General features: G+C 41.7%; 12 protein-coding genes. 5 read left to right on the forward strand and 7 right to left on the reverse strand.

Going from position 1 to position 18,208, the window contains the following annotated elements; translation table 11 throughout:
• Positions 1-213: 213 nt before the first annotated feature.
• From LN893_RS02900 to LN893_RS02915, 4 genes are all read right to left on the reverse strand, one after another.
• Complete coding sequence (locus LN893_RS02900) at positions 214-1,785, reverse strand: arabinan endo-1,5-alpha-L-arabinosidase (RefSeq protein WP_229968115.1); 1,572 nt, start codon at positions 1,783-1,785, stop codon at positions 214-216.
• Between the two features lie 264 nt (positions 1,786-2,049).
• Positions 2,050-2,730 carry a DUF3823 domain-containing protein gene (locus LN893_RS02905; RefSeq protein ID WP_229968117.1) on the reverse strand — a complete coding sequence of 227 codons (681 nt, stop codon included), beginning with the start codon at positions 2,728-2,730 and terminating at the stop codon, positions 2,050-2,052.
• Between the two features lie 8 nt (positions 2,731-2,738).
• The gene (locus LN893_RS02910; protein WP_229968119.1) at positions 2,739-4,577 is read right to left on the reverse strand and encodes a RagB/SusD family nutrient uptake outer membrane protein; all 1,839 of its coding nucleotides are present in this window, start codon (positions 4,575-4,577) and stop codon (positions 2,739-2,741) included.
• 11 nt (positions 4,578-4,588) lie between these two features.
• The gene (locus LN893_RS02915) at positions 4,589-7,825 is read right to left on the reverse strand and encodes a SusC/RagA family TonB-linked outer membrane protein (RefSeq protein WP_229968121.1); all 3,237 of its coding nucleotides are present in this window, start codon (positions 7,823-7,825) and stop codon (positions 4,589-4,591) included.
• 610 nt (positions 7,826-8,435) lie between these two features.
• Between LN893_RS02915 and LN893_RS02920 the strand changes: the two genes are divergently transcribed.
• From LN893_RS02920 to araA, 5 genes are all read left to right on the forward strand, one after another.
• A complete protein-coding gene (locus tag LN893_RS02920; protein WP_229968123.1) occupies positions 8,436-9,149 on the forward strand; it encodes an NUDIX hydrolase in 714 nt (237 codons plus the stop codon).
• 204 nt (positions 9,150-9,353) lie between these two features.
• Positions 9,354-11,075, forward strand: coding sequence for a ribulokinase (locus LN893_RS02925; protein ID WP_369427649.1), 1,722 nt, complete (start codon positions 9,354-9,356; stop codon positions 11,073-11,075).
• Between the two features lie 8 nt (positions 11,076-11,083).
• On the forward strand, positions 11,084-11,782 hold the full coding sequence (locus tag LN893_RS02930; RefSeq protein WP_229968125.1) for an L-ribulose-5-phosphate 4-epimerase: 699 nt from the start codon (positions 11,084-11,086) through the stop codon (positions 11,780-11,782).
• Between the two features lie 73 nt (positions 11,783-11,855).
• Positions 11,856-13,730: a sodium/sugar symporter gene (locus LN893_RS02935; RefSeq protein ID WP_229968127.1), complete on the forward strand. Its 1,875-nt coding sequence runs from the start codon at positions 11,856-11,858 to the stop codon at positions 13,728-13,730.
• Positions 13,731-13,815: 85 nt separating this feature from the next.
• Complete coding sequence (gene araA / locus LN893_RS02940) at positions 13,816-15,321, forward strand: L-arabinose isomerase (RefSeq protein WP_229968129.1); 1,506 nt, start codon at positions 13,816-13,818, stop codon at positions 15,319-15,321.
• Positions 15,322-15,521: 200 nt separating this feature from the next.
• On the opposite strand, the gene LN893_RS02945 is transcribed toward araA, so the two are convergent.
• From LN893_RS02945 to LN893_RS02955, 3 genes are all read right to left on the reverse strand, one after another.
• Entirely contained in the window at positions 15,522-16,187 is a 666-nt protein-coding gene (locus LN893_RS02945; RefSeq protein WP_229968131.1) for an HAD family hydrolase, read from the reverse strand.
• Positions 16,188-16,376: 189 nt separating this feature from the next.
• Positions 16,377-16,994, reverse strand: a complete 618-nt coding sequence (locus LN893_RS02950; protein ID WP_229968134.1) for a DUF4403 family protein — start codon at positions 16,992-16,994, stop codon at positions 16,377-16,379.
• Between the two features lie 256 nt (positions 16,995-17,250).
• Positions 17,251-18,189 (reverse strand): glycoside hydrolase family 43 protein, encoded by a 939-nt coding sequence (locus LN893_RS02955; RefSeq protein ID WP_229968136.1) that lies wholly within the window; start codon positions 18,187-18,189, stop codon positions 17,251-17,253.
• Positions 18,190-18,208 lie beyond the last annotated feature (19 nt).

Genomic DNA, 18,208 nt, shown 5'->3' on the forward strand with positions numbered 1-18,208 from the left:
AAGCTTAAAAACAAGTAAAATTTGATTGTTCATTTACTAACTTCAACTTAATCGTTGGTTATGAGTGATTAATACCTTACCAACTATCTGTAGCTTTTATTCTTTAAGCTTTCACAGCAATCTATTTTTCGTACTTCTACCTTAGATTTGGAGCTTATAGCTCACATATTAATAGTTATCTGAAAAGGTTGTTTGTACCTAGATAACTAATGATCACTGCACTTTCTTCCCCCAAACAGGTAAACCACCTGAGGTTAGACCCGAAAAAGTAAGCGTAACTTTTCTTGGGGAAGCTTCCCAATCCCAAGCATTTGTAACTAAGTAATCTTTTCCATTTATCATCAGTACACCTCTGTTACTATCGAATGCCCATGTTCCTGATGCAGACCCACTTACTCTTTTATCAGCTGAAAGTGTTATTTTAGATGATTTTTGTATTGTTCTGTACTGATACTGCATTGTAATCTGCTCCCACGTACCTACTAAAGCTTCTTCAGTTATACTTGTTTCTGGTACTCCAGCATATCTTTCAGGCATAACTACTGGCCAGCCATCGCTTGTCCATTTAAGTTGCCTCACCTGCCCCATCATAACGGCATTAGACACATTGATACCAGCTAAACCTTCAGGTAAACGACCTTGAGAAGAGAAATACCACTCACCCGTGGAAGGATCTTGGAAAACAGCACAATGAGAAATACCTACCCAGCCTGGATGTCCATTAAAAGCATATGGGTGTGTTAACATAGGCCATGACTCTGCGCCATTTGTTACATTTCCGCCGTCTATACCAATGTATGGTCCCGCTATGTTTCTGGAACGTGCTACACGTGTGTTGTAGGCAACAGAAAGCTCATCGTAAGCCAAAAACAGATAATAATATCCTGTAACCTCATTATAAACAATTTCAGGAGCTTCTAATCCTTGCCAGCGATTGGTATTGACATTGCCACGTCCAGCAATACGAACACCATGATCGTCGATGGTTTCGAGTTTATCTGGTTTACCTGTTATTGGGTTAAGTTTTAATGCAGCAATACCACTATGCCAGGAGCCATAAATCAACCAATGCTCTCCTTCTGGTGTCTCAATAAAACTTGGATCAATAGCATTGAATTTATAGTATCCGTTCCAGTCATTCCCTCCACCTCTGTGATAATCTACAACACCATCAGGTTCTGAGCTTACAACCATACCTTTATCAGTCCAGACATTACTGGCCAAATCATCTGTTTCTGCAAGACCAATGAAAGCACGCTCTGACCAAGATGTATTAGGATCTGAACCTACAATGGGATTATCGACTACTATACTGTAGTACAACCTAAATTTATTACCGACTTTCCGTATGTTGGGTGCCCAGAACCCATAGTTAGGATTAGCTATTGGAGGGAGATTGATACGTGCTCTTTTATTATTCAGGCTATCTTTTACCCATGCAGGAGGGCTAGAAAAAGCCATTCCCATGAACTCCCAGTTCACTAAATCTTTTGAACGCCTATATGGGTAGTGTCCTTTTCCAGCATGTGCATTCCCATAAGACGCATCAGTTTGATACATGTAGTAGTACTCCCCGCTTTTGGCGACAGTTGGGTCATGTACATTCGCTAAATTCCACTGAGAACGATTAGCCCATGATGCAATTGGTGTGTAATTATCTGGATAAGTAGGTCCGTCAAACTCTTCAACCTCAGGTTTTGGTACATCTGGTTCTGTAGAGCTTTTTTCGCAGCCCATAATGCTAAACAACAGGCATGCGGCAATTATAGTTGTTAGACTTTTCATTCGCTAGTATTCTTTCCCTCAATCTTTATTGAAACCCGTTTTAAGCAGACCAATTAAAACTCCAACCTTACAACTGTTGCCACTATGTAAATCAGAGCCTACCTATTGAACCCGTTTTACGCCCACTTTCTATATTAGATAGACATAGGAGAACTTCTAGCAAAGTAGTCTATTATGGTCATCATTTAGATATAAATGGGCAAAAAAAAATTCGGCTGCCAAGTTTGTAGAATTTACAGTTTGGCAGCCGAATAGAATTTAAATTTAGTTTAACTCAACCCTATGAACAGGTGTATAGAGCATTTCCTCAATGCCTGCTATTTTCAAACCTACTCGGGCAAACACATAACCCTTGCTCACAAGATTTGCAGGAACAGTTAAACTCATCGTCTTGGTCTCTTCAAGTGTAGCTGGGTCTGGCCACCAAATATCTGTAACAGCCGCCCAGTTTTGTGCATCTACAATTGTAGTACCGCTTAAATAATAAGTTATTCTTTCCAGTTCTCTTCCAGCGGTTACTTGGTTCACATCAACTGTAGTTGTGATCACATTTCCGCTTAGTTGGAACGTCTCATTCTGGATGTTAAAATAAGGCTGAACTGGCACATCAATTGTTGTCGAGCCATTTACCTGAACATTAAGGCTATCTGTGTTGTTAACCCAAGGTCCATTTCCAGGAAGTAAAACCAGTTTATAATTCCCATCAAACAAAGTAGCCGAGTATGTTCCGTCTTGGGCTACATATACTGGTATCTTTTCAAAATTTTGATATCCTCTCTGCCACAGTTCTAATTGCACTCCATTACTTCTTAGGTTTACAGGCTCTCCATTATAAACAACACGGCCTGTTAGTGTTGATGTAGGTGGCTCATAATTATCTTTCTCACAACCTGTCAACACCACGACTAAGGCTGCTATTAAGTACGATATTGCTCTAATTTTCATATCTACTATTAATGAAATGGATTTCTAACAATTTTAGGATTATTATTAATTACTACTTGATCGATAGATGAGTAGTAATTACCAAGTCGGAAAAGATGCGGAGAAACAAACCTCGGAGCCACCATCTTCATAAATATGTATTTATTGTGTTGCGGCGTACCAGGGCGTATTACACGATAAGGGTACAAAGCATACACACTCGCATCAGGGTTACTGGCACTACCGTCCCAGATTTCATGCGCAATTCTCCAGCGCTTAACATCCCACACACGATGATCTTCAAAAGCAAGTTCTACTCTACGCTCGTTTCTTAGCCTCTCTATAGTTAATGAGGAAAGACTATTTGCACCAAATCCTGCTCTTTCCCTAACTTGGTTTACATAGCCTACTGCCTCATCTTCCAATTCCAGTTCAAGGGCCGCCTCAGCTGCGTTTAATAACACCTCAGCGTAACGGAACCTTACCCACCACATAGTACTCAACTGGCTTCTAGATCCAGCACCAGCCTGTGCATCCAAATATTTTCTTAGATAGAATCCTGTGTTGGTAGTTTCTAGTTGAGAGCGTCGTGGGCCATCGGCACCTGTAAGCAATCCGCCATCGGTATAAGTAGACCCTAGTGGGCCTTCAACTACTTCATAGCTACTACCGTTCCATACCACTACACCTGCTTGTATCTCAGCTTCTATACCTCTAAAAGAGCTTCCTGGATAAATAACAGTTCCATACAAGCGTGCATCTTTATTTGCAAAGATATCTTCAGGATTTTCGTAATAAATATAATCACTGTTATCAGCTGTTCTGGTTTGCAGTGTCCCCTCAGACCCATCTAAATACTCATAGCTTTCTACTAAATTTAGTGAAGGAGTAATAGCACTTGGGCTAAGGTTATCCTCTCTTGCAGAGAAGAAGATGTTGTCGAAAGTAAAGAAGTGTGTTTTACCTACTGCAAAATCCTGTGCCCAGATTACTTCAGGATTAGCTGACTTTTTAGCTATAGCCTCATAGAAGTTTTCGCCTAGATCTGGATTACCTTGATATAAACTATAGGCACCAGAGTTAATAATTTCTTTTGATGCTTCCAGCGATTCTTGAAAATAACCTTCTGCTCTAGCTGCTGGAATTCCAACCTCACCACCAGGGGTAGTTATGGGAGCCGCCAACTGATTATTATACTTAGCAAGCGAACCTGCATAAAGCATAGCTCTTGATTTGAGCGCCAAAGCCGTGAACTTATTGGCTCTTGTATTACTGCCAGTATTTCCAAGTTGGTCTTTTATCGCCTCAACTTCGCTTGAAATAAAGTCATAAACCTCTTCCTCTTTGCTTCTTGGAATTTGTAATGGAGTAGGATCACCACTGAAATCATATATAAGCTGAGTAGTAACCAAGGGTACTCCACCCATTCTTTTTACCAATTCAAAATAATTGTAGGCTCTTAAGAACCGTAACTCTGCCACAAACTCACTTTTTTGAGTTTCTGTAAGAGATGTGGAAGCAGTGATGTTTTCAATTGCCAAATTTATGTCTCTGATAAGGCCGTAATCCCATAGCCTCCATCTGTCATAACCATAGTTTGGCAAATTGTTTCTCCACTCATCAACACCAAAACCAGACCACAAGGCATCATCATATTCTGCAAAAGCCTGCCAGCCTACAGTTAGAGATTGGTGTGCTGGTAACCTGTTGTAGAAGTTAGCCAGCACAGCTGTAATTATTTGAGGGTCATTCCAGGTCTGCTCATCTGTTATGATTGTTTGTGGTTCTCGATCCAACCAGTCCTCTTCACAAGAAGTAGCAGAAAACAAGGTAGCGCCCAAAAGAATGCACTTAAATATATTTTTCATCTGAAAATCAATTAAAAGGATAAATTAAAGCCAAAATTATAAACCCTCTGTTGTGGGTAAACCAGGCCATTGCCTGAAGAAACCTCTGGGTCTATACCAAACTCTTTTGTATTGTCTAATGAAAAGAGGTTTGAGCCATTGGCATAAACTCTTAGAGCAGACATTCCAAATTTGCTAATCAATGCTTCTGGAAAGTTGTAGCCAAGCTCTAAATTACGAAGTCGGAGGTATCTCACATTCGTTAACCAAAACGTGCTGTGGCGGTAGTTAGAATGGTTATTAAAATCTTTTCTTAAGGCAGGATATGTACCTGGAACCCAAGCGCTTGTATTGTCAAACGGATCTTCACGGTGCCAGCGGTCTTCCAGCATATAATCTGGTGAGTTACCGTTATTCTGGAACGGATATCTTAGTTCCCACTCACGCAGATAGCTTTGCATACCAGCTCCAGTTAAGTCAAACTGCAAGGTAAAATTCTTATATGAGACGCTTCCGTTAATACCGTAGGCAAAGTATGGAAGAGCCCCTTGAGCATAACCAATAGGTCTTTCATCCATCCCGTTAATTATGCCATCATCATTAACATCCTTGTAAATTAAATCGCCTGGCAAAAGCGTTCTGTTACCCTGACCATCGATATTCACAGGATAGTTATCGATCTCTTCCTGCGACTGGAACTGACCTATGTGCTCATACCCCCAGTTAATACTTGCCCATCTGTCTTCAATTGAAGAACGATATTCGTTCCAAGAGTTTCCAAATCTAGGCTTATAAGTATTTAAGTGGAATAATCTAGCCAAAGTGGCATTCACGCCTATAGAATATCCAACTTGGCCAATTGAGTTTCTATGAATAATAGCACCCTCTATACCTCTATGCGCATCAGAGTTCAGGTTCTCATTTGGCAAACCATATCCTACCTCGCTAGGTAGCAATACATCATACCTTGGCGCAGGCCAACCAGAACGCTTACGTTCAAACACATCAAACTGCGCTGTAATTTTGTTAGAAAGTAAACCGATATCAAAACCAACGTTTTTAGAGATACTAGTTACCCAAGACAAGTTAGTAACTGGCAAGCCCCTTGGCTGCACACCTGATATAAGATTACCATTGAACACAGCACTTCCCACACCAAATGTAGTACCACTTAAATAATCAAATGCATTTATACCCTGCTCTAAACCAGTCTCTCCGTAAGAAGCTCTTAACTTTAAGTCAGTAAGCCAGTTTCCTGCAATTTCCTGCATAAATGGCTCTTCAGCAATACGCCAGCCTAAAGAAACCCCAGGAAAAAAGCCCCAGCGCTTATCTGTCGCATATAAAGAAGATCCATCATAGCGACCTAACACTTCAACCAGATACTTTTCTTTATAGTTGTAATTAACACGCCCAATATAACCAGCTCTCGCTACTACTCCCCAAGTATCTTCAAGTCCTATTTGATCATTGAAGGATATTTGGGGGATGTAGTTGTTCGGGGGATTGCTAGCTATCTGCAAAAATGTGTCTTCTCTATCTTGAATTTCATAACCTAAAAGGCCCGCAATATTGTGGTCTCCTATTGTTTTCTTATAGTTCAACTGGATCTGACCAACGTTCTCTGTAATAGTCGATCTCCTTTTCTGTCTCCATGGGTTAGGATTTCCACCCCATACTTCATAAGAATCAGTCTGAGGCACATACCTGTATGCATCATAAGTATATTCAAAGCCTTCGAAGTTACCAAGGGTATAAGTATAAGAATAAGTTGCTCTGGCTGTTAATCCAAACCCGAAATCATACTCACCAAAGAAATTACCTCTGAACGCACGCCAAGTCTCATCTACATATCCTGCTATATTCTCGTCATAGGTAGCGGGGTTTACATTTACATTATGCACTTCGCCATTTATATAATTAGGATTGTCGTTGGCATAAGGCCGCTCAGTTGGCCACATTGTAAATATGCTGAGGAAAGGGTTAAAATAGTCATCCATACCTGGTACACCAGTTTGGTGACGATCCTCTATTCTTCCGCTTATTTGAGCACCTACTTTCAAGCCTTTGCCTAAACCAGCTTCTATGTTTGCCTGAATGTTAGTTCTGTTAAAGTTAAAATCTTCAATCATTGCCTCCTGGTTCAGGTGACCAACAGATAAGTAATACCTAATATTTTCAGAACCTCCAGACGCATTTGCGTTTATGTAAGACTGCGGCACATTAGGCTTTATCACAAAATCATAGTAATCAAAGCTCTGGTAGCCTGGCTCTGTACCTACTCTCCAACTTTCTAATTGTTCTGGAGTCCATCCTGTAGCGAAACCTCTGTTCTGATCCGATTCAATAAGACCACGCACATATTGGTAAGCATTAGCTGGTTTTGGATAGCGGGTAAAGTTTTGCAATCCGTAATAACCTGACAGATTAATACGTGTCTTCTCTCCTGCTTTACCTTTTTTAGTTGTAACCAAAACAACCCCGTTCGACGCTCTTAAACCATAAATAGAGGCAGATGCATCTTTCAACAGGGAAATACTTTCAATATCGTTTATACCTAAGTTGTTAAAGCTTCCTTCATCAGATGGGATACCATCAATAACATATAAAGGAGTACCCATGTTACGAATCTGAAGGGCAGTACTTGCTCCAGGTCTTGCATCCGCCTGACGAGCTGTAATACCTGGCACTTTACCTACCAAGGCACCTGAGGTTGTAACGGCAGTAGTTCTTGTTATGTCTTCAGACTGGATGTCACTAACGGCACCCGTCACAGTTTGCCTTTTCTGCGTACCGTAACCTACCACTACTACTTCCTCCAAAGCTTTTGAATCAGGCTTGAGAGAAACTGTCAGTGTTGCTCGTCCGTTAATCGGCACTTCCTGTGGCTGATAGCCAACAAAAGAAAATACTAATGTACCATCTTCAGGTGCTACTATAGTAAAGTTACCATCTACATCTGTAGACATCCCTTTAGTGGTACCTTTTACTACGACAGTTACACCTGGCAACCCTACGCCGTTTTCATCAGTCACTTTACCTGACACAGTAATGTCCGCAAATAATTTGCCAGACAGTCCTGATACAGCAGAAACTGAAAATTCTGGATGTGCGGGGTTTGCATAAACCCCTATACCACTCTTCTTAGATCCATGGCCGAACAAAGGCTCACCCTTTACAGCCGTAGCATTGGCACCTATTACCGAAAATAACACGAAGCATGCGGTAAGGGCCAAACTACATTTACTAATGGTAAAGTTATTTCTCATATGTGAAATGTTTATTGTAATAACTTTTATTTTAGACGTTTATCAAAAACCTGAACTATACATTGTCATTTATACACTTTTTGAAAGGAGCAAAAAAATACACCCTCTTAACTTGAATCACCTTGTACCTTTAAAAGGACTAAAACGAAAAGATGCAATAACATATAACCTCATTGTAAAAATTCAACCAAAACTATAAAGAGGGGACTCTACTAAGTAATCACTTAAATTAAAATTGCAATTATCACTAAGACGCATCCATAAATTTGTAGCCACTGCTCTTCTTCTGCCCTCGGATATGACCTCTTCTAGTAATAAAATGTAATATTGACACAATTATAAAATTAACTTCAGAGAAAAACAAATAATTACAAATATAAAAGTAAGTAATCGCTCATTATAACCCGTACAGATCCGAACTTATTTTCCCTTGAATTAAAACTTGATAAGTAATCTTAAAATAACGGCTGTAAACACCAATACACAGGAAAAGAATGCTAGCCTGTACGTAAAGCATCAATAAAAGTGTTGCTTTAACATTTATTTTCCTAGTGAGTATACACTTGAAAATAAAAAGTATATATTTGCTCAATACTTCCTAAATTTTGCTATGAAATATTCTGGACAGATAAGGACGCTGGTAGCCGTTGACTGTATAATACTAGGTTTTGACGGAGAAGAGTATAAACTCCTACTGATCCAGAGGGGTTTTGCTCCTGAAAAGAAAAAATGGAGTTTGATGGGCGGTTTTATCCAGCCTACCGAAACGCTAGAGGAAGCCGCAATCAGAATTCTGAAGCAGTTGACGGGGCTAGAAAATGTTTACATGGAGCAACTCCACACATTTAGCGACCCCAACCGTGACCCAGTGGAGAGAACAATAGCTGTAGCCTATTTTGCCTTAGTTGATATTCAGAAGTATGAAAAGCAGATTAGCAAGGAATTTCATGCTGAGTGGTTTTCATTGAAGGATACCCCCGAGTTAATCTTTGACCACAACCAAATGATAGAAATGGCTAAGAATAGATTACGCTATAAAGCAGCCTTTCATCCTATCCTGTTTGAGCTTTTACCAGACAAATTCACCCTTCCGCAATTACAAGCCTTATACGAAGGCTTATATGACACCCTTTTCGACCGTAGGAATTTCAGCAGAAAGCTTCTTTCCACAGGACTTTTTATCAAACAGAAAGAAAAAGAAAAAGAAACGTCAAAGAAAGGGGCCTTTTATTACAAGCTCGACCAAGACAGATATCTAAGTGATTTTCAAGCTTTTCTAAAGTTTATCCCTAACCCAGATAAACTCATGTATCAAGAAGCTTAGGCATTTCGTCAAGTCTACCCTTTAAAGGTTGTAACCTTTTCTACCTGATAGTGAGTAATCAGTAGCTGCGATATTGCTACATTAGTACAATTCCGCTTTCTGTTTACAAACTTCCAAGTCATCCAGAAAGAAACCAACATTAAAATCGGCTTTTTAAAATAATAAGTGTTATTTTGACACCAACTTTATAAAAACTCTAAAATCGTGATACAAGATTCATATGTTATTGGCGTAGACTACGGCTCTGACTCTGTCCGCTCAGTATTAGTTAATGCCCAAAATGGCCAGGAAATAGCTAACTCTGTTTACTATTATCCGCGTTGGCAAAAAGGCCTCTTCTGTGTACCGGCTGCAAACCAGTTTCGCCAGCACCCATTAGACTATGTGGAAGGACTAGAATATACGATCAAAGAGTGCCTTAGTCAGGCAGGTGACCCAGCCATAGCTAAAGCCGTAAAGGGTATAGCTGTGGACACAACGGGTTCTACACCTGTAGCGGTAGACAAAACAGGTACTCCCCTAGCACTTCTTCCAGAGTTCGAAAACAACCCTAACGCTATGTTTGTCCTCTGGAAAGACCATACTGGTGTGGGAGAAGCAGCTGAAATAAATGCTCATGCCGAGAAATTCGACACCAACTACTTAAAATATGTAGGCGGTATTTACTCTTCTGAGTGGTTCTGGGCAAAGTTACTGCACGTACTTCGCACTGATGAGGAAGTGAAAAATGCCTGCTACTCTTGGGTAGAGCACTGCGACTGGATTCCGTTTTTATTAACAGGTGGAAATGACGTAACACAAATGAAGCGTGGCGTATGCTCAGCTGGACATAAGTCTCTGTGGGCAGAAGAATTTGGCGGCCTACCTCCACAGGATTTCTTCACTTCCCTAGACCCTGTTTTGTCAGGATTCACCGAAAGACTGTTTACTGAAACATATACATCTGACCAAGCAGCTGGCAACCTTAGCACCGAGTGGGCTGAACGCTTAGGTTTGACTACAGATGTGGTTGTTGGTGTTGGTGCTTTTGATGCACATATGGGCGCTGTAGGCGGCCAAATTGAACCGTACCACCTGAGTAAAGTAATGGGTACCTCTACCTGCGATATGCTAGTAGCTCCTATCGAGGAAGTTGAAGATAAACTGGTAAAAGGAATTTGTGGCCAAGTACCTGGCTCTATTATACCTGGCATGATGGGCTTAGAAGCAGGTCAGTCTGCGTTTGGCGATACCTATGCCTGGTTTAAGAGAATCCTGATGTGGCCAATGCAAAACCTGCTTTCTCAGTCGAAGACAGTTTCTCCAGAAACAGCAGAGGCTCTAATCAATGAAATATCTGATAACATCATACCTGAACTAAGCAAGCAGGCCGATGCACTTCCATTGTCTGAGAGCGATGAATTTGCTATCGACTGGTTTAACGGCCGTCGTACGCCAGATGCTAACCAAATGCTGAAAGGCGCCATTCTTGGATTAGGTTTAGGTAGCGATGCACCGCGTGTATTTAAAGCGTTGGTAGAAGCAACCTGCTTCGGTGCTAAAATGATTGTGGACAGATTTAATGAGCAAGGCGTTCCAGTTAAAGGACTGATTGGATTAGGCGGCGTGGCTAAAAAGTCTCCTTTCATTATGCAGATGATGGCCGACGTGATGGATATGCCAATCCGTATTCATAAGTCAGAACAAACTTGTGCGATTGGCGCTGCCATGTTTGCGGCTACAGCTGCTGGCATATATTCTAAAGTAGAAGATGCTATGGCTGCAATGGGACAAGGTTTTGATGCAGAATATCATCCGAACCAAGACCGTGTGGCAGTTTATGCCACACGCTATGCTAAGTATAAAGCGCAAGGCCAAAGCATCGAAGAGCTAACTTCATCGGCTAATGCACCAGTTACTGACATCCAAGAAAAAGTTGTAAGATAGATTTATACATGAGTAAGTATCAACACATAAAACAAAGTGCCTACGAGGCAAATATGCAGCTACCTAAGCTGGGCTTAGTGCTTTTCACTTTCGGAAACGTTAGCGCCGCAGACCGTGAATTGGGCGTTTTTGCCATCAAACCAAGCGGTGTTCCTTACGAAGACCTCTCTGCAGACAAAATGGTGATAGTAGATTTCGACGGAAACACCGTAGAAGGTGACTTAAGACCGTCTTCTGATACCAAAACCCACGCAGTGCTTTATAAGCATTGGGAAAACATTGGTGGTATTGTTCACACTCACTCCACTTATGCTACGTCATGGGCACAAGCGCAGCGCGATATTCCGATTTACGGTACCACGCACGCCGACCATAATACAGTAGACATCCCTTGTGCTCCACCAATGAATGATGAGATGATTCAGGGGAATTATGAATACGAGACAGGGTTCCAGATTATGAACTACCTGCAAGAAAAAGGGATGAGTTATGAGGAGGTAGAGATGGTGCTAGTGGGTAACCATGCTCCTTTTACCTGGGGTAAAACACCAGCGAAAGCAGTTTACAACAGCGCAGTGCTGGAAGAGGTAGCACGCATGGCTTACCTGACAGAACAGATCAGAAATGATGCTCCCCGCCTGCAGGATTCTCTCATTAAGAAGCATTTTGAGAGAAAACATGGCCCAGATTCATATTATGGACAATAATATTAGATTTGTATATATTTGTTAGTATATTAACCTTTTATAGTCTAATCAATCATAACTAAACGTCCTTTTCATGACATCTGGATTTTCAACGCTAGACTATGCCGTCTTTATTGTTTATGCCATTATAATCCTCTTTCTTGGGCTATGGGTATCAAGAAGTAAGACAGGTGTAGAAAAAACATCGCAAGAATATTTCCTTGCTGACAAATCCCTTACCTGGTGGGCTGTAGGAGCCTCCCTAATTGCAGCAAACATTTCAGCCGAGCACTTTATCGGTACTTCAGGCTCAGGCTTTGCCATTGGTTTGGCCATTTCGGCTTATGAGTGGATGGCAGCTGTGGCACTTATTATAGTTGCTAAATACTTCTTGCCAGTTTTCATAGACAAAGGCATTTACACAATGCCTCAGTTCCTGAGCCAACGCTTTAACAAAGGCGTTAGTACAGCATTTGCTGTTTTCTGGTTGCTAGTATACGTGTTTGTAAACCTTACATCAGTAAGCTACCTCGGCGCCCTGGCTATGGAGAATATCATGGGCATTCCGTTACAGTATGGCATTATCGGATTACTGGCTTTCTCTGCCATTTACTCTATCTATGGTGGTCTGGAAGCAGTAGCCTGGACAGACGTTGTACAGGTAATATTCCTGGTAGGCGGTGGTTTGGTAACTACTTACTTGGCCCTAGATGCAGTTGGTGCTGGCGAAGGTGTTGTTACTGGTTTGGTTAACCTTTACGACAGAGCGAGAGAGCACTTCACCATGGTTTTACCAGAAGGCCATCTCATGATTCCAGATGGCTCAGGTGGCCAGAAAGATGCTTTTATCGATTTACCAGGTATAGCTGTTATTGCGGGTGCTATGTGGGCAACTAACCTTGGATACTGGGGCTTTAACCAGTACATCATCCAAAAAGGTCTGGCTGCCAAGAGCATCAACGAAGCAAAACGTGGCCTTCTTTTCGCAGGTTACCTGAAGATCTTAATGCCAATTATCGTGGTTATACCTGGTATTGCGGCTTATGTATTGCTTAACGCGCACACTCCTGAAGAACTTGCAACAATTTTAGGTAAGTCTTTAAGCGAAATGGGTACTATCGAAAAATCTGACCAGGCTTACCCATGGCTTTTAAAGAACTTTGTACCAACAGGTGTTAGAGGCCTTGCTTTTGCAGCGCTTACGGCGGCTATTGTTTCTTCTCTTGCTTCTATGGTGAACAGTACTTCTACTATCTTCACGATGGATATTTACAACCCTTACTTCAAGCCAAATGCATCAAGCAGAGAGTTGGTACGTGTGGGTAGAATTGTAGCAGTAGTAGCTCTGGCTATAGCGGCACTTGTGGCACCTCAATTAAGCTCTCTGGACCAGGTGTTCCAGTACATTCAGGAGTATACAGGTTATATTTATCCTGGTGTGGTGGCTGTGTTTGGTATGGGTCTTTTCTGGAGACAGATTACTGGCAACGCAGCTCTTTGGACTGCAATCGCTACAATTCCAGCAGGTATCATCTTCAAGATAGTTTATCCTGATATGCCATTCCTGTTGCGTATGGGCTATGTGTTTATCGTGCTGTGTGTAATAGCTTCAGTTATCAGCTTTGCAGAAAAAGGAGTTAAAGTAAATGCACCAGTTCCAGCACCAGCAAGACAAAAGAAACTAGTAACATTCTCTTATGTGTTCTTTGCACTTGGCGCTGTCGCCCTTATTTCAGCAATTGTATTCACACCTGAGTACAGTTATATGGGTATAGAGGCACTTTATTTCTTAGCATCTTTCTTAATTATGGTGGGTATCATACTTTACACCAATGCTAAAATGACGATTGCTGATCCGAAGGCCATTGTATCTGATCCAGTATTATTCAATACAGGTACTCCATTTAATATTGGAGCGGCAGGTATCATACTCATTATAGGTTTGATATACTATTTCTTCTGGTATTAACACATATATCTTAGAGAGTGCAGCTGAGAAATGCTGCACTTTTTTTACTTAAATTAATTCGTGTACAACATACATTTTATTTTCAATGATAGATCTTAAACAATACGAAGTGTGGTTTGTGACAGGCAGCCAGCACTTATACGGAGAAGAAACACTTAGACAAGTTGCAGAACATTCTCAAAAAATAGCTCAGGGCTTAGACCAATCTGCAAACGTACCTGTGCGGGTAGTGTTTAAACCAGTGGTTAAAACAACTGAAGAAATTTACCGCATCTGCCAGGATGCCAACGTAGCCGAAAACTGCGTAGGTGTAGTTGCCTGGATGCACACATTCTCTCCTGCCAAAATGTGGATTGGCGGCCTTAAAATACTTAAGAAGCCACTTTTGCACTTGCACACACAGTTTAACCGTGATATTCCGTGGAGTTCCATCGATATGGACTTCATGAACCTGAACCAGAGTGCGCATGGCGACCGTGAATTCGGATTCATAGTTTCAAGAATGCGCATTAACCGCAAGGTAGTTGTTGGGCATTGGGAAGAGGAATCTGTGCAGAAGCAGATCGGCGACTGGAGCCGTGTAGCCTGCGGCTGGCACGACTGGCAAGGTGCAAAGTATGCCCGTATTGGTGACAACATGCGCTTTGTAGCCGTAACAGAAGGTGATAAAGTAGAAGCAGAAATGCAGCTTGGCTTCTCTGTGAATACTTATGGCGTAGGTGACCTGGTTAAAGTTATCAACGCGATCAGCGACAGTGCTGTGGATGAACTGACCAAAGAATACGAAGAACGATATGCCGTTGTGGAATCTCTTCGTAAAGGTGGTGCTCAGTACAACTCGCTAAGAGAGGCTGCTAAGATAGAAATTGGTCTACGTACTTTCTTGGAAGAAGGCAACTTTAAAGGGTTTTCTGACACGTTCGAAGACCTGCATGGCATGGTACAGTTACCAGGTATAGCAGCTCAGCGTTTAATGGGCCAAGGCTATGGCTTTGCTGGCGAAGGTGACTGGAAAACAGCTGCCTTGGTTAGAGCCATGAAAGTAATGGGTAGTGGCCTGAAAGGTGGCAACGCCTTTATGGAAGACTATACTTACCACTTCGATCCTAACAATGCACTTGTACTAGGTTCGCACATGCTGGAGATCGACGAATCTATTGCAAACGGCAAACCTTCTTGTGAAATTCATCCGCTAGGTATTGGTGGCAAAGAAGATCCTGTTCGTTTAGTGTTTAACGTAGTAGGTGGTCCTGCGCTAAACGCATCTATCATAGACATGGGTAACCGCTTCAGGTTATTAGTGAACGAGGTAGAGGCCGTAGAGCCGCAGCACGACCTGCCAAACCTGCCAGTTGCACGCGTACTTTGGAAGCCATACCCAGATATGAAAACTGGATGCGCTGCCTGGATATTAGCTGGAGGTGCACACCACACCTGCTACAGCCAAAACCTAAGCTCAGAGCAACTGCAGGATTTTGCCAACATAGCTGGTATAGAGTGCGTGGTAATCGACAAAGAAACACGCCTTCGCCAGTTGCAGAACGAACTGCGCTGGAGCGAAGCTTATTACCAGATCAACCGCACTTTCTAGTGTAACAAAAGTTTTAAACTTTTATATAAACCAAAAGAGCAGGCATATTGCCTGCTCTTTTGGTTTATAATTACGTGTGCCTTCTGAACTGAAACCTCTTTCGCCTTAATCTTACTTGTTCCCAAATTACAAGTTTATTGGAATAGAAAGATTTCTCACTTCAATAAAAAACATGCTGGCTGTAGAAGATTAAGCTATTACTACTTAAAGAAGTTCGTGATGTAAGGGTCGTTATAATCTTCTATAAAAGCGACGACATTTTTATATTGGCTAAAATCTTCCTTCGGATGCGCAGTTAAAATAACGATACAATCCATACCAGCATTCTCAGCAGCCTCTACCCCTTTTGGCGCATCTTCCAGCACCACACACTCTGATGGGGCAAAATTCAGCTTTTCGGCCGCTTTCAGAAAAGTTTCTGGGTCAGGCTTGCTATGGTGTACATCATCGGCACTTACAATGGCATCAAAATAACGCCGTACGTCCAGGTTATCCAGCACAAAATCGATGTTATCAGTGATGGCAGCCGAAGCAATGGCCATTTTAATATTATGTTCAGTGGCATCCTCTAAAAACTTTTCCAATCCGTTAATCAGCTTCAGGTTCGGCTTGTATTCGCTTTGGTAGCGCTTTTCCTTTTTAATAGAAAGCTCTTCCGCCTCTTCATCAGAGAATTTATCCTCTCCAAAAATACGGTTCAATACTTCCCTATTCTTACCGTACATCTGTTTTTGTACCTCCTCCCACGTCAGGTCAGCTCCTAAATCCTCATTTAGTACACCATACCAGGCTTTGCCATGATAGTGCATATCATCAATCACAGTACCATTTAAATCGAAAAGAAGCGCTTTATAGTTATTACCCATTTTAGTTTTATCCTTTTATTCTCGCTGCTGTTATACTTTATCAGATGTTTAAAGTTGTAACAACACGCGATGCAGTTCTGTAAAATCAATTTAGTGAAAAGGCAAACGGAGATCTTCATGCCCATTTCAGGAAAAAAATTCATGCATACAGTTACTAAGTAGCTGTGTGTTTACAGAAGCCAAAAGCTTCTACTTCGTTGGCATCAGGCTGATCAGTTCGGAAATATTCACTTCAAGGTTAGCTTGTGCTTCAAGTATAAGCGTTACCTTCTCTGGCTGCGGCAAAACATCCTGCACCAGAACACCCTCTACTGCACCTGTAAGTTTAAGCCCTTTCAGCTCAAGCCCTTTTTCCAGCATCGTGTTGGCTTTCTTCAACTCTGTTGCAAGGATTTCCTTTATATTTAACCTGCTTTTTTGTATAATCTGATTGTAGGCTACTTTATTAACCAGCACTTCTAAGGCCGTGTTGTAAAAGCCGCTGGTTGTTTTGGCCTCCATATTAAACCGCTGAACAAATAGCTGTTGTGCCGTATTATCATAAGTTAATTTAGCCTGCACATACAGCTCCACCTGGTCCCGCTTAAGCACCGTTCGTAGCACTCGAATTTTCACTCTTAATATGATGTTGTAGGTGCCTGAACTACTGCCTACCACCCCTACATCCAGAATTTGAGCGTAAGGAGAGGCCTTCACTCCTTCCTCTAGTTTGGGAATGTATTCGCCAACCATTTTCTTTTTGAGTACCTCCTCCAGGGCAGGATAAGTTACTCCTATCGGCAAATGCACTTTTATTTGATTTTCCATAGAATAAACTCCAGTAAAGAGAAAGTATGAGCTACACTCCTCCACTGCCTGCCTAACGCAGGCAAAAAAACTGGTTTACCAAAAATAGAAAAAAAATACCTCAAACGTATGCTTGAGGTATTGGAAGTGTCCTAGCCAGAACTCATCGTGAATCAACTATGCACCCACTCTAGTTTAAATATTTATGAAGTAACTACTTTATAAGTGCTTTTTTTAGCCTCAATCTTTTAACAAATTAACTGTTGCCTTCAGTAACTCATTGCAGTTTCTCAAACTCAGCCTTTGTTACTTTAAAGATAGAGCCATGCCGCATACCTTTCGGAAATGATATCTTATCAGAGATATCGGTCCAGTTCTGCATATCTTCTGACTGCACAGCTCCCATACTATGCTCAGTATACTTATCGAAGTAGACAAGCCATTTATCTCCGAGCTTTAGTGTTGTCGGCCCTTCTGCCCAGTAGTTGCCCGTAATGGGCGGCCCAGCTTCACTATAAGGTCCTGTTAAACTTTCACTATAGGCCATTCTAATATTCTTCTTAGCTGGCTCCCTCGTTTCGTCTTTCAGAAACATCACGTATCGGTTATCGTCTTTTATAATCGTAGCATCTATAACGTTAAAGCCTGGGTCGTATAGCAGCTTTGTTTCGCTAAAATTCTTAAAATCCTTGGTGGTGACGTAATACATGCGGTGGTTATACGCATCATCCTTCTCAGACTGAGTCTCAGGGTAAAGGCCTGTGATCGTAGTGGCCCAGTAGATCATGTATTCCTTCTTCTCCTCATTATACGTCAGCTCAGGTGCCCATGTGTTACGAGCTTTAGGCTCATGCGCCATAACAGGTACAAACTGCTGCTCCGACCAATGTAGCAAATCATCTGAACTAGCGTAGCCAAGGCCTTTCTCATTCCAGCTTACCGTCCATACCATATGAAACCTACCGTCTGCGCCGCGGATAATGCAGGGGTCGCGCATCAGTTTATCGTTGCCTGCAGTTGGTTTCAGAAAAATAGAATCGTTCTTTAGCGCCTGCCAATTATAGCCATCCAGGCTGTAAGCTAGGTGCAGCCCATCTCCATTGCCTTTAAAATAGGAAAACAAATACACCTCCTCTGCCTGCGCAGGCTGTTTCTTGGTAGAAGCACAGGAGCAAAAGATAAATAAGATTAAAAAGAAGAACGGCAATTGCCTCATGTTGCTACTAGTTAAGATA

The sequence above is a fragment of the Pontibacter harenae genome (assembly GCF_020907245.1).
Classification (GTDB): domain Bacteria; phylum Bacteroidota; class Bacteroidia; order Cytophagales; family Hymenobacteraceae; genus Pontibacter; species Pontibacter harenae.